Consider the following 13,091-nt stretch of genomic DNA (forward strand, 5'->3'; position numbering starts at 1 on the left):
ACCATGGAAAGAATTAGACTAAGACACATCGGAATTTTTATTGTATTGTTAAAACTCTCATTAATTGCCATAGTGGTTATAAAATATTTACCCGGAGCAAAGCCTGAGGATTTAACTTTTGACCAAACCTTTTTATGGTTTGTATTGGCCGGTTTCTTAGCCCAAATTGTAGATGGCGCCCTAGGAATGGCTTATGGAGTAACCTCCAATACATTGCTGTTAAGTTCCGGCCTTTCGCCTAAAGTTGCCTCTGCAGCAGTGCATACAGCAGAAGTTTTTACTACCGGTGTTTCGGGATTGTCGCACATTAAATTCGGAAATTTTGACAAAACACTTTTTTTCAAATTAGTCATTCCGGGTGTTATAAGTTCGGCCATTGGGTCTTATCTTTTGGGAAATATTATTGATGGTGATTTCATCAAACCATACATTATGATTTACTTATTGGTTTTAGGAATTATAATCCTTAAAAAAGCATTTGCTAATAAAATTAATAATGAAAAAAACATAAAAAACGCTCCCTATTTGGCGTTGTTTGGTGCATTCCTGGATTCGATTGGAGGTGGTGGATGGGGTCCGATTGTGACTTCAAATTTAATCAACAAAGGAAATACACCTAATATTGTTATCGGAACGGTAAATACTGCCGAATTCTTTATCACTTATGTAAGTGCCGGAATTCTGATTTATTTTGCCGGAATCCAAAGTTGGCAAATCATATTGGGATTAATTGTGGGTGGCATTGTGGCTGCGCCTCTGGGTGCTTATTTTACCAAAAAAATATCCAGAAAATCATTAATGACCATGGTTGGAGTGCTAATTATAATAACCTCACTTTATGGTATTATAAAAGCATTTTGGTTATAGTTGCATTGCTTTTAATACAAGTGTGTCAAATTGGTCTTGATGGGAAATAAATTTAGATTTAATAGGTAAATAATACAATTTCCCGCCAAAATCATAAGTCATAAGTCGAACAAAATCCTTTTCGGTTGTAACGATAATTTTATCCTTGGCTTGGCTTTTTATATTCAAAATGTCGCTTTCGCTAAAATGATGATGATCAGCGTAAGTCATAACGGTATCATCCCCAGACTGTAAATAATCAAAAAACGGTTTCGGCTTGGCAATTCCGGCTAATAATACTTTTTCTTGCGTCTTGGTTGCGGAAACATTCAAACTTCCGTTTTGATTGTAAACCTTGTCATCGTATTTTACAAAACTGAAGAAAACAGGTACATGTAAACCAATTTTCTTTTTGATATTTTGCTGCGCGAGTTCGCTAATTTCAGACGGACATTTGGTAACAATTATTAGGTTAGCTCTTTTAGCACCATTTCGGCTTTCGCGTAAATTTCCCATGGGTAACATAAAATCGTCACAAAACAAATCGTCAAAGGAAGTCAACAGTATATAAAATCCGGCTTTTACTTTTCGATGTTGAAAAGCATCATCGAGTAAAATCACTTCAGGCTTGTCTTTTTGTGCCAATAATTGTGTGATGCCGTTACGTCGGTCAGCATCAACTGCGACTTGTATCTGCGGAAATTTTTGAAAATACTGAAACGGTTCGTCTCCGAGAATTGCCGCATTCGCATTGGCATCCGCCAAAATAAATCCTTCCGACTTTCTCTTGTAACCCCGACTCAAAGTAGCTACTTTATATTTAGGAGAAAGCAACCGAATCAAATACTCAATTTGTGGTGTTTTTCCGGTGCCGCCAACGCTGAGATTTCCAACAGCAATCACCGGGATATCGAAAGCATAAGATTTTAATATACCTTTATCATAAAGATAATTTCTAACTGAAGTGATAATGCCATAAAGAATGGCCAAAGGGAAAAGTAATTTTCGCAACAAAATCATAGCACGAAAGTAACGATTTTTTATCTTTGAATGAAAATATAACAGTTCCAATCACTAATGAAACTATTCAACCTGCATTTTCTTTTCTTGTTACTGTTGATTACGCCATTGTCTTTTGCTCAAGAAGCAGACAATACCGCCATATTAAAAATTATTTTTACCAAATACTATAAAAACGAAAAAGTCATTGCCAAAAACAGATTGCAACTCCTGAGTTTTTATTGCAACAAAGCGCCCAACAACGAAGAAGTTTTAGAAGTAATAGCTGGGAATGAACTCTTAAAAAAATACAGTGCGGAAATCAAAAAACAAATCGTAATCGGTATCAATGAAGATTGGTCAAAAGAATACAATGTTTTGTTTAATAATCAAAACCAATATTTAAAGAGTAAAGTCAACGCCTGTTTATCACTGGAAGAGTTTCAAAAAGTATCCGAACAATACGGTGAAAATAACCAACGCTTGTTAATTATCAACAAACCGATTTACTTTGCCAAAAACCAACATGCCTTAGTAAAAGTCGCTTTCTACCGAAGCATCGAACACAACAGCGGTCGATTTTTATTGCTGGAAAAAGTCAATGGCGAATGGATTATTAAGGAATACTTGAACGAATGGGCAACGTAAATTATAACATAAAAAAAATTATTTGTCTGATATGTGTTATCGTTTGCTTTTCGTGTAAGCATGGCAACCAAGACATTCAGATAAACAATTCGGTACCTAAAAGAAAAGTTCAAACGCAAAATGATTATTCCAAATCCAACTTTGATGCGTTCAAAACAGCCCTTTCTGAAAACGACTTGGTAGCGCTAAAATCCTACATGCGATTTCCCATAGAAACCGATACTTACATGTCTTGGCATTATGCCAAGGAGCGAGATGCCGAAGGTGGCGAAGACATTTCGTTGACCAGTGATGAATATGACCTCAACATGGAACAATTTTTTCCGGAAGCTTTATGTGCTATGATTAAAAATGTCACTATTGACGAATTAGTAAAAAAAGAGAACATCTCTTTGTCTTTCACTGATGAAGAAGGCAAAGAATATGAAGTGGAATGTATTTATGAAGCTAAACTGAACCAAATCTGTTTGCTGTACATCGAGAAAAACACCATTCATATAAGAGATGAAAACGACAAGAGTGAAACAGAATACACCGAAGCAGAACTTGAAGCTTATCGAATAAAACAGTTTGATGACATCCGTTACTTTTTCGATGTGGATAAAAACTGGCAAATCAAACTAACCAAAATTGACGCTTACAAATAAATTATGAAAATTAAAGAAATTCTCCCGATATTAGAAGAAATGGCGCCATTAGCCTATGCCGAAGATTTTGATAATGTAGGCTTACTTGTTGGCGATGCCAATGCCGAAGCCACCGGTATCCTAGTTTGCCACGATGCTTTAGAAAATGTAATCGATGAAGCGATTGCTAAAAAATGCAATCTCGTGGTTTGCTTTCATCCCATTATTTTTTCAGGTTTGAAAAAAATCACCGGCAAAAATTATGTCGAGCGTGCAGTGTTGAAAGCCATCAAAAATGACATCGCTATCTATGCGGTTCATACCGCTTTAGACAACCACAAACACGGGGTGAATAAAATCTTCTGTGACGCATTGGGCTTGACCCAAACCAAAATATTAGTTCCCAAAGTAAACTTTATTCAAAAGCTCGTTACCTATACAATTCCCGAGAATGTAGAAAATCTGCGCAATGCTCTATTCGACGCCGGCGCCGGAAAGATTGGTAACTATGAAGATTGTAGTTTCAACTCCAAAGGCATCGGCACTTATATGGGCAATGAGGATAGCAATCCCGAAGTGGGCGAACGCTTCGAATTTGTAGAAAACGAGGAAATCAAAATAGAAGTGACTTTTGAAAAACATTTACAGTCTAAAGTACTCAAAGCGCTATTCTCCAATCACGTTTACGAAGAAGTGGCTTATGAAATTTACGAATTGCAAAATGCCCACCAAAATATAGGCCTCGGCATGATAGGCCAACTCGAAAAACCCATGAGTGAAGCTGATTTTCTTTCCTTTGTCAAAAATAAAATGCAATGCGGCGGTATTCGACACAGCGCTTTGTTAGGAAAACCTATTCAAAAAGTAGCCGTACTTGGTGGCTCAGGAAGCTTTGCTATCAGTAATGCCAAACAAGCCGGAGCCGACATTTTCCTGACCGCCGATTTGAAGTACCACAACTTTTATGAAGCTGAAAATCAACTGGTTTTAGCCGACATCGGCCACTTTGAAAGCGAAAGATTTACAAAAAATTATATTGTTGATTTTCTTAAGAAAAAAATCCTTAATTTTGCCATCATTTTTTCGGAAGAAAATACAAATCCAGTTAAGTACTTATAAAATATGGCGACTACAAAAGAACTAAGTGTTGAAGACAAATTAAGAGCTATCTACGACTTACAAATCATAGATACCAGAATTGATGAAATCAGAAACGTTAGAGGAGAATTACCTTTAGAAGTGGAAGATTTAGAAGATGAAGTTACCGGCTTAAGCACTCGTTTAGACAAATTAAAAAGTGATTTAGTTACTATAGAAGAACAAATCAAAACCAAAAAAAGTGCCATTGAAGAGCATCAAGCGGCCATCAAAAAATACACCGAGCAACAAAAAAACGTTCGTAACAACAGAGAATTCAACTCTTTAACCAAAGAAGTAGAATTCCAAGAATTGGAAATCCAATTGGCTGAAAAACAAATCAAGGAATTAAAAGCTTCTATCGAACACAAAAAAGAAGTAATTTCCAGCTCTAAAGAAAAATTAGACCAAAAATCAGCCCACTTAAAACACAAAAAAGCCGAATTAAACGATATCATGGCCGAAACCCAAAAAGAAGAAAACTTCTTAATGGAAAAATCAGCCGAGTTTGAAGCCCTAATCGAAGAAAGATTATTGGCAGCCTACAAAAGAATCCGTTCAAGTGTTCGCAATGGTTTAGCCGTGGTTTCTATCGAGCGTGGTGCTTCGGCAGGCTCATTCTTTACGATTCCGCCTCAAACCCAAGTTGAAATTGCCGCAAGAAAGAAAATCATCACCGATGAGCACTCAGGAAGAATCTTAGTTGATGCAACCTTGGCCGAAGAAGAAAGAGAAAAAATGCAAAATTTATTTGCCCACCTATAATAATTAATCCCGATTTAATCGGGATTTTTTTATGAAGAAAATCAACTACTTTTTAATCACCAAATCGGTTGGTTTGTACATCAACCTCCTCAGTTTTTTCTATCCCGAAAAAGCCAAGGAAATCGCCTACACCATTTTCAGCCAACCCCGAAAAGGTAAAATCAAAAGCGGAAAACTGCCAAAAACTTTGCAAAGTGCCCAACAAGAAACCTTACACTACGACGGTGAAGATTTCCAAACCTATATTTGGCAAGGCTCTGAGGACTCGAGCCAAAGGCGAACTGGACAAAGTCAAATCATCTTATTACTTCACGGCTGGGAAAGCAATGCTTCCCGCTGGAAAAAATTACTCAACCAACTAAAACCAACAGGCAAAACCATCATCGCCATCGATGCCCCAGGCCACGGATTGAGCTCCGGCAAAGAATTCAACGCACCTCGTTATGCCGAATTCATTCATATTTTAGCTCAAAAATACAACCCAAAAACACTCATCGGGCACTCCATAGGCGGCGCGGCGATCACTTATTATTTGCACAAATATCCCAACGACCACATCGAAAAAATCGTACTACTGGGTACGCCCTCAAGCTTCAAAAAAATCAGCGACAACTTTGTCAACATTTTAAGTCTTAACAACAAGATGAAAAACCTCTTGGAGAAACATTATCAGGAAAAATTCGATATCCATATCAACGATTTTGCCGGACACTTATTCGCCAAAAACTTTGCGCAAAAAGCCATCATCGCACACGACATCAACGACAAAGTCATCCTGGTGGAAGAAGGCAGAATGTACGCTTCCTCTTGGAAAAACTCAACATACATCGAAACCCAAGGTCTTGGTCACAGCATGCACGACAAGGATTTGTACCAAAAAATAGTCCATTTTATTACAGAAGCGTAAAGGCTTGCGCTTTCTTGTTGTCCTCATTCCCGCTATTCGCGCTACATGGTAGCCGCTACTATCGGGGCTAAACAGTGTTTGCCTTTTGTGTCAGGAACTTTAAAAACCTGAAAATCAATAAGTCTAAAAATAAAATTCCGACGAGATGTTATCTTTTTAGCTTTTCTGCAAAAAAAGTAGCGTCGAAAAACAAATATTTCCTATTTTTAACAAAATCATTACCTATTAACGTTACAAATTATTCTCAATCATGAAGATTCTAAAAATACAAGCTTTACGCGGACCTAACATTTGGAGTGTACAACGCAAAAAGCTAATCCAAATGCGATTGGATTTGGAAGAAATGGAACAATTTCCCACCAATAAAATAGAAGGTTTTCGCGAACGCATAGAAGCCATGTTTCCCACCATGATTGAACACCGCTGCTCCGAAGGAGTTCGAGGCGGTTTTTTTTCCCGCATAGAACGCGGTACTTGGATGGGTCATGTAATAGAACACATCGCCTTAGAGATCCAAACCTTAGCCGGTATGGAAACCGGTTTCGGAAGAACCCGTGAAACCAAAACCCCCGGCGTATACAATGTAGTGTTCAGCTACACCGAAGAAAGCGTAGGAATGTTTGCCGCCGAAAGTTCAGTAGCCATAGCCGAAGCCTTAATCGCCGGTAAAGACTACGATGTGGAAGCCGACATCCAAAAAATGCGTGAAATTCGTGAACGAGTGCGTCTCGGACCATCAACAGGAAGTATCGTAGACGAAGCCGTAGCCAGAGATATTCCGTGGATTCGTTTGGGCACCAATTCCTTAGTACAGCTAGGTTACGGGGTAAACCAAATGCGCTTCCAAGCTACCATTACTTGTAAAACCAGTAATATCGCTGTCGACATTGCGTGCAACAAAGAAGAAACCAAACGCATGCTCGATTTAGCTTCCATTCCGGTAGCCAGCGGTAGCATTTGTGTTGACGAAGAAGATTTAGAAAACACCATCAAAAAAATAGGTTATCCAATCGTAATCAAACCTTTAGACGGCAACCACGGAAAAGGCGCTTCTATTAATGTAGTCACTTGGGAAGACGCCGTTGCCGGATTAGAATATGCCAAAAAATACAGCCGAAGAGTCATCGTTGAAAAATTCATCACCGGTTTCGATTTCAGGGTTTTGGTCATCGACAATAAATTGGTAGCTGCCGCCAAAAGAGAACCGGCACATGTAGTTGGCAACGGGAAAGACAGTATCCAAACCTTAATCGAAGAAACCAACAAAGACCCGAGACGTGGTTACGGACACGAAAATGTTTTGACCCAAATCGACATCGACCGAGATACTTTAGACTTATTAGAAAAATTAAACTATACTGTTGATTCGGTTCCCAAAAACGGTGAAATCGTTTATTTAAAATCAACTGCCAACTTGAGCACCGGAGGAACTTCCATTGACGTAACCGACATGATGCACCCGGAAAACATCTTTTTATGTGAAAGAATTTCCAGAGTCATCGGCTTAGACATTTGCGGGATTGATATCATGGCGGAAAATCTAACCCAACCGTTGAAAGAAAACGGCGGTTGTATCTTAGAAGTCAATGCAGCGCCGGGATTCCGCATGCACTTAGCACCGAGCGAAGGTTTGCCGAGAAACGTGGCCGCACCGGTAATCGACATGCTATATCCACCCGGAAAACCAAGTCGCATACCAATTATAGCCGTTACGGGAACCAACGGTAAAACCACCACTACCCGATTGTTGGCACACATTGTAAAAAACAACGGTTATAAAGTAGGTTTTACCACTTCCGACGGGATTTATGTGCAAAACCACATGATGGAAAAAGGTGACACCACCGGACCGCTTTCGGCCGAATATATTTTGAAAGACCCAACGGTAGAATTTGCTGTTTTAGAAACCGCTCGCGGTGGAATTCTGCGCTCAGGTTTGGGTTTCAGCCGATGTGATATCGCTATTATCACCAACATCCAAGAAGACCATTTAGGTTTAGCCGACATTCATACTTTAGATGATTTGGCCAGAGTGAAAGCCACAGTTGTTCGTTCGGTAAAAAAAGACGGTTGGGCCATTTTGAACGCCGAAGACGAACAGTGTTTGAAAATTGCCAACGAATTGAGCTGCAACATCGCTTACTTCAGCATGGACGAAAACAACCCCAAAGTACAACAATTCGCCAAAGAAGGAAAAATTGTGGCCGTTTATGAAAACGGTTACATCACCATCAAAAAAGGCGAATGGAAAATCAGGGTTGAACGCGCTACTCACGTACCATTGACTTTAGGTGGAAAAGCAAAATTTATGATTGCCAATGCTTTAGCTGCAACTTTAGCCGCTTATTTACAAGGATTCAAAACCGAAGACATCAGTTTGTCATTGCAAACCTTTATCCCAAGTGCTGCGCAAACTCCTGGTCGTATGAATATTTTTGAATTCAAAAAATTCAAAGTGATGATTGACTTTGCCCACAATCCATCGGGTTATAAAGGCGTAGAAGAATTTTTATCTTCAGTCGAAGCCACTAAAAAAATCGGTATCATTGCCGGTGTTGGAGATCGCCGTGACGAAGACATCAGAGAATGTGCTATGATTGCCGCCCGAATGTTTGACCACATCATCATCCGACAAGAAAAACACTTACGAGGTAGAACCGAAGAAGAAATCATCGGTTTAATCATGGAAGGCATTAATGCCTCAGGTAAAAATGTTACCCATGAAATCATTGCCAAAGAAGTGGAGGCCATCAAACACGCCATCAACAGCGCCGGCGAAGGAACTTTCATCACTGCTTTAAGCGATGTTGTGACGAACGCCATCGAAATTGTTCAAGAGTATTTGGATAAGGAAAATGAAGAATCTTAATTAAAAATTCCAAACTATACAATCCCAAATTCCAATAGGTTTTTGGGATTTTAATATTAAAAATATTCTATTGTAATACTCTAAAATTTGTTAAGATTTCTTCTTGTATTCCACTGTAATCAACAGGCAGATTTCCAAACTGAGAATCAAAATGAATTTCTTTTGAAGTATGAGCGTATACCATTCCAATTCCTTTTGCAAAATAGAGCTTGGATTCTATAACATTCTGATTGTCCATGTACAAGTCGATTAACGGAACGTCGTCAATAAAATACTTATTGTAAATTTTAAGATTTAGAGTTAGCTTAACCACCATAACATCACTGTAAATATTGCCATTGGGAGTTGTATATGTTGGTAACACTTGATCTAATTCTGTCTGTAATCGATAATCTCCATTAACATCATTTATTCCAGACTCAAACGAATTCAATCTTGTATCTGTCTTTTGCTCTACATCAATTATTGCTCCGGGAACTGCAGTATCGTTTAAAATTGTTAGAAAGATATTGGCACTAAAAATAAAATTCTCGCAAATCTGCCAATCGACAAACCCATTGATTTGAGTAAATCCTTGATCTCTATAAACCGCATTAGAGCCATTCATCAAGGAGGTGTAAAATCCAAAACCTTTTGAATCATAAGTTGAATAGTATTTCTCATTTGATTTAAAATTCTTTTGTATGTATAAAGAATCCCTTTGAAATGTAATTTGATCACCAAAAACATCATATTTCCAATAATTACCTTTTTTTCCTGGCATATACTCTGAAGAAACAAAAACCCCATCCTCAGATGAAGAGCAATTGGAAAGCATTAGTAACAAACAAATACATAATAAGGAATATAGTCTCATACAAATAGATTTTTTAAAGATTTAAAACTAATAAAAAATAAACAACGGGAGTCTTTTTAAAATCTTATTTTAAAAAAAATTACACATAATTTGACTACTTTTGAAGTATACTTTTATAAATAAAAATGAAAGACCAACTCGAGACTTGGCATATCAACAACCGCATCAATCTTTACTTACTTGACGTGATTGAAGAAAGTGCCTTGGAGGATGTTTCAGCTTCTAAGGGCAGAAAAGTCGGTGATCAATTCGCCCATCTTCACAATGTTAGACTCATGTGGCTCAAAGCCGCAGCACCGGAATTATTGGAAGGCTTACTCAAAATTGACAAAGAAGTAAAAATCAACAAGGAAATATTGCAAACCGAACTCCACAAAAGTGCCGAAGCCATGGCCAAACTACTGGAAAAAAGTTTGGCCGAAAATAAAATCAAAGGGTTCAAACCTCATCCTACCGCGTTTCTTGGCTATTTGATTTCGCATGAAAGCCATCACCGAGGACAAATTGTGCTAACACTTAAACAAGCCGGACATCCAATCGATCAAAAAACTCAGTTTGGTTTATGGGAATGGGGAAGCCGATAATTTTACTGCTATGACAACACTACAAGAATTGCTGCAACAAATTGAAAGTCACATTCCGCAATTTGAAAAAATGAATCCTGCGGTTTCACAATCAACCGTCGGTTGGCAATTAGACCACAGTTTATTGGTCATCAACGGCGTTATAACCCAACTCAAAAGCGCTACTCCTGAAAATTATAAATGGCAATTCAAATGGATTCGAATCTATATTCAAATCACCAATACGATTCCTAGAGGCAAAGTCAGAGCACCAAAAACTGTTACCCCAGTTAAAGTTGCTTCAACGGAAGACTTAAAAGCCAAACTGGAACAAGCCAAAAAAAACATAGCTGAGTTAGAAAGCCTTCCGCCAAATAGTTATTTCACCCATCCTTTTTTTGGCAATTTGAATCTGAAAGCTACCATTTGGTTTCTGAAATTGCATACCAAACACCATTTAAGAATCGTTAACGACATCATAAACAAAGGATAATATTCAAAAAAGATTGTCCTTTTTTTATACATTTACGCCCAACAAAAACTTTACTTCATGAACAAAAAGATTATACTTTTCGTTAGTTTATTCGTGGCTTTAACTACTCAAGCCCAATTAAAAAAAATAACGTTAGACGAAGCCGTATTGCAACAAGGTCGAGCTTTCAGAGCCGATGGCTTAACCGGTTTTCAGTGGATTCCGAATACGAACAAATACGTATTCTATACCGATACTTGGACCAAAATGAAGTCGGCTTCCACAACCAACGATACCGCTGTAGAATTGGTCTCTTTGGCTGACATCAATACCGCATTGGGCACCAAACTAAGAAACTTCTTCGGATTGCAATGGATTGATTCCAACACTTTTATGGTAACTGAAAACGGTAAATATTACCAATATAATGTAACCACTAAAACCGGAAAACAAACATTGCAAGCGCCTGAGACTGCAGAAAACAATACATTCGACAGCAATAAAACTAACTTGGCTTTCACCGAAGAAAACAATCTGTTTATTCTAAACAGTAAAGGCGAAAAAGTAGCGGTAACCAACGAAACCAACAAAGGCATCGTATCCGGACAATCAATTGCTCGTAACGAATTCGGGATTAGCAATGGTATTTTCTGGTCGCCTAAATCCAATTATTTGGCTTTCTACCAAAAAGACGAAACAGAAGTAGCCGATTATCCTTTATTAGACATCACCGAAACACCGGGTAAATTAGTCAACATCAAATACCCGATGATTGGTCAAAAAAGTGAAAAACCACGTGTTGGAATTTACAATTTGACCAACGGAAAAACAGTTTTCATCACACCAAGAGGTAACCAAGATGACTATTTAACCAACTTGTCATGGACACCGGATGAAAAATACGTTTTGATAGCCGAACTGAATCGCGGTCAAAATGATATGAATCTAAATCTGTATGACGCCAATACCGGCGCTTTCATCAGAACCATTTTAAACGAAAAAAATCCACGTTGGGTTGAACCGGAACATGATGCTTTCTTCCCGAATGCGAAGTCCAACAACTTTGTTTGGTTCAGCGAAAAAGACGGTTTTCAAAACCTTTATTACTACACTATCGAAGGCAAATTGATCAAACAATTGACCAATAATCCATTCGTGGTAAAAGATATTATCGGAACCAATACTGCCGGAACCGAAATTTATTTCAAAGCCACCGGTCCAAATCCGACGAATATGTTGGTTTACAAAGTCGATTTAAAAGGCAAACAAACCTTAATTACCAAAGACCAAGGGGTTCACAATGTGATTCCGAGTAGCGATGGAAATTGGTTTTTTGACGAATTTTCCAATCACGATACGCCGTCGAAATCCTTGTTGTATGACAAAAGCTTGAAAGCCAAAACGCTTTTGGTGAGTAAAAACAAATACGAAGGTTACGAAATCGGTACAGCCGAAATAAAAACCATCAAAGCCGCCGACGGAACTACCGATTTATACACGCGTTTGATTAAGCCGAGTAACTTTGACCCAACAAAAAAATACCCGGTATTGGTTTACGTTTACGGCGGACCGCATGCACAAATGATTACCAATTCCTATTTAGACGGTGCCAATTTATGGATGTATTGGATGGCGGAACAAGGTTATTTGGTATTCACCGTAGACAACAGAGGTTCTGACAATAGAGGTTTTGCTTTTGAAAGCATCATCCACGCCAATTTAGGCAACAACGAAATGGATGACCAATTAAAAGGGGTCGATTATTTAAAATCGCTTCCTTATGTTGACGGTAATCGCTTGGCAGTTCACGGTTGGAGTTACGGAGGATTCATGACAACTTCTTTGATGCTGCGCAAAGCCGATACGTTTAAAGTGGGCGTTGCCGGCGGACCGGTAATCGATTGGAAATGGTACGAAGTGATGTATGGAGAGCGTTACATGGATACACCAACCGAAAACCCTAAAGGATTTGAAGAAAATACCGTATACAATTATGTAAAGAACCTAAAAGGAAAATTGCTTTTAATCCACGGAACCAACGATGATGTGGTTGTTGAACAACACAATTTATCTTTAGTCAAAAAGTTCGTAGAAGCCGGAAAACAGGTAGATTATTTCCCTTACCCTATGCACAAACACAATGTAACCGGCAAAGACCGCGTGCATTTGATTCAAAAAGTACTGAATTATGTGATTGAAAATAATAAGTAGGAGCTAATCCCGCTTTCCGCTATATCTTTTTCGTCAGTTAGAATACAGTGACAAGCGAATAAAGAGAAGACGAAAAAGGATGCCGCTCCAAATGCGAAGCATTCTCTGAACACCGATAACAAATGTTAAATTAGTGAAGTAATCGGGGCTAAAAAAAATCCCAAACCTGAACAATAATCATTGGAACCTGCC

12 protein-coding genes are annotated in these 13,091 nt (G+C 38.4%); 10 read left to right on the top strand and 2 right to left on the bottom strand.

All coding sequences use genetic code 11. From position 1 onward, the window contains the following. Positions 1-3: 3 nt before the first annotated feature. The gene (locus tag P7V56_RS11355; RefSeq protein WP_171221930.1) at positions 4-867 is read left to right on the top strand and encodes a sulfite exporter TauE/SafE family protein; all 864 of its coding nucleotides are present in this window, start codon (positions 4-6) and stop codon (positions 865-867) included. Here the strand turns inward: P7V56_RS11355 and lpxK are convergent. After that, entirely contained in the window at positions 862-1,866 is a 1,005-nt protein-coding gene (gene lpxK / locus P7V56_RS11360; RefSeq protein ID WP_171221931.1) for a tetraacyldisaccharide 4'-kinase, read from the bottom strand. The two genes, P7V56_RS11355 and lpxK, sit on opposite strands and share 6 nt — an antisense overlap. A gap of 57 nt (positions 1,867-1,923) precedes the next feature. Between lpxK and P7V56_RS11365 the strand changes: the two genes are divergently transcribed. From P7V56_RS11365 to cphA, 6 genes are all read left to right on the top strand, one after another. Further along, positions 1,924-2,493 carry a hypothetical protein gene (locus tag P7V56_RS11365; protein WP_171221932.1) on the top strand — a complete coding sequence of 190 codons (570 nt, stop codon included), beginning with the start codon at positions 1,924-1,926 and terminating at the stop codon, positions 2,491-2,493. After that, positions 2,481-3,140, top strand: coding sequence for a hypothetical protein (locus P7V56_RS11370; RefSeq protein WP_171221933.1), 660 nt, complete (start codon positions 2,481-2,483; stop codon positions 3,138-3,140). Before P7V56_RS11365 ends, P7V56_RS11370 begins: the two co-directional genes overlap by 13 nt. A 3-nt stretch (positions 3,141-3,143) precedes the next feature. Continuing rightward, a complete protein-coding gene (locus P7V56_RS11375) occupies positions 3,144-4,238 on the top strand; it encodes a Nif3-like dinuclear metal center hexameric protein (protein ID WP_171221934.1) in 1,095 nt (364 codons plus the stop codon). Between the two features lie 3 nt (positions 4,239-4,241). Next, complete coding sequence (locus tag P7V56_RS11380) at positions 4,242-5,021, top strand: zinc ribbon domain-containing protein (protein WP_171221935.1); 780 nt, start codon at positions 4,242-4,244, stop codon at positions 5,019-5,021. 31 nt (positions 5,022-5,052) lie between these two features. Further along, complete coding sequence (locus P7V56_RS11385) at positions 5,053-5,928, top strand: alpha/beta fold hydrolase (RefSeq protein WP_171221936.1); 876 nt, start codon at positions 5,053-5,055, stop codon at positions 5,926-5,928. A gap of 250 nt (positions 5,929-6,178) precedes the next feature. After that, positions 6,179-8,797, top strand: a complete 2,619-nt coding sequence (gene cphA, locus P7V56_RS11390; protein ID WP_171221937.1) for a cyanophycin synthetase — start codon at positions 6,179-6,181, stop codon at positions 8,795-8,797. A 67-nt stretch (positions 8,798-8,864) separates the two neighbouring features. Here the strand turns inward: cphA and P7V56_RS11395 are convergent, their stop codons facing one another. Continuing rightward, positions 8,865-9,653, bottom strand: a complete 789-nt coding sequence (locus P7V56_RS11395; RefSeq protein ID WP_171221938.1) for a hypothetical protein — start codon at positions 9,651-9,653, stop codon at positions 8,865-8,867. 125 nt (positions 9,654-9,778) lie between these two features. Between P7V56_RS11395 and P7V56_RS11400 the strand changes: the two genes are divergently transcribed. Genes P7V56_RS11400 through P7V56_RS11410 form a run of 3 tightly spaced genes read left to right on the top strand, consistent with a single transcriptional unit; the run spans position 9,779 to position 12,899 of the window. Further along, positions 9,779-10,237, top strand: a complete 459-nt coding sequence (locus P7V56_RS11400; protein ID WP_171221939.1) for a DinB family protein — start codon at positions 9,779-9,781, stop codon at positions 10,235-10,237. Between the two features lie 10 nt (positions 10,238-10,247). After that, positions 10,248-10,709 carry a DinB family protein gene (locus P7V56_RS11405; protein ID WP_171221940.1) on the top strand — a complete coding sequence of 154 codons (462 nt, stop codon included), beginning with the start codon at positions 10,248-10,250 and terminating at the stop codon, positions 10,707-10,709. Positions 10,710-10,766: 57 nt separating this feature from the next. Next, entirely contained in the window at positions 10,767-12,899 is a 2,133-nt protein-coding gene (locus P7V56_RS11410) for a S9 family peptidase (RefSeq protein WP_171221941.1), read from the top strand. Positions 12,900-13,091: the final 192 nt, after the last annotated feature.

This window comes from Flavobacterium sp. IMCC34852 (genome assembly GCF_030643905.1).
Taxonomy (GTDB): domain Bacteria; phylum Bacteroidota; class Bacteroidia; order Flavobacteriales; family Flavobacteriaceae; genus Flavobacterium; species Flavobacterium rivulicola.

Bases quoted from the DNA above. Each gene is read 5' to 3' on its own strand.
- P7V56_RS11375 (WP_171221934.1), top strand. From the start codon at position 3,144: ATGAAAATTAAAGAAATTCTCCCGATATTAGAAGAAATGGCGCCATTA.
- P7V56_RS11395 (WP_171221938.1), bottom strand. From the start codon at position 9,653: ATGAGACTATATTCCTTATTATGTATTTGTTTGTTACTAATGCTTTCC.
- P7V56_RS11385 (WP_171221936.1), top strand. From the start codon at position 5,053: ATGAAGAAAATCAACTACTTTTTAATCACCAAATCGGTTGGTTTGTAC.
- P7V56_RS11410 (WP_171221941.1), top strand. From the start codon at position 10,767: ATGAACAAAAAGATTATACTTTTCGTTAGTTTATTCGTGGCTTTAACT.
- cphA (WP_171221937.1), top strand. From the start codon at position 6,179: ATGAAGATTCTAAAAATACAAGCTTTACGCGGACCTAACATTTGGAGT.
- P7V56_RS11365 (WP_171221932.1), top strand. From the start codon at position 1,924: ATGAAACTATTCAACCTGCATTTTCTTTTCTTGTTACTGTTGATTACG.
- P7V56_RS11370 (WP_171221933.1), top strand. From the start codon at position 2,481: ATGGGCAACGTAAATTATAACATAAAAAAAATTATTTGTCTGATATGT.
- P7V56_RS11380 (WP_171221935.1), top strand. From the start codon at position 4,242: ATGGCGACTACAAAAGAACTAAGTGTTGAAGACAAATTAAGAGCTATC.
- P7V56_RS11355 (WP_171221930.1), top strand. From the start codon at position 4: ATGGAAAGAATTAGACTAAGACACATCGGAATTTTTATTGTATTGTTA.
- P7V56_RS11400 (WP_171221939.1), top strand. From the start codon at position 9,779: ATGAAAGACCAACTCGAGACTTGGCATATCAACAACCGCATCAATCTT.
- lpxK (WP_171221931.1), bottom strand. From the start codon at position 1,866: ATGATTTTGTTGCGAAAATTACTTTTCCCTTTGGCCATTCTTTATGGC.
- P7V56_RS11405 (WP_171221940.1), top strand. From the start codon at position 10,248: ATGACAACACTACAAGAATTGCTGCAACAAATTGAAAGTCACATTCCG.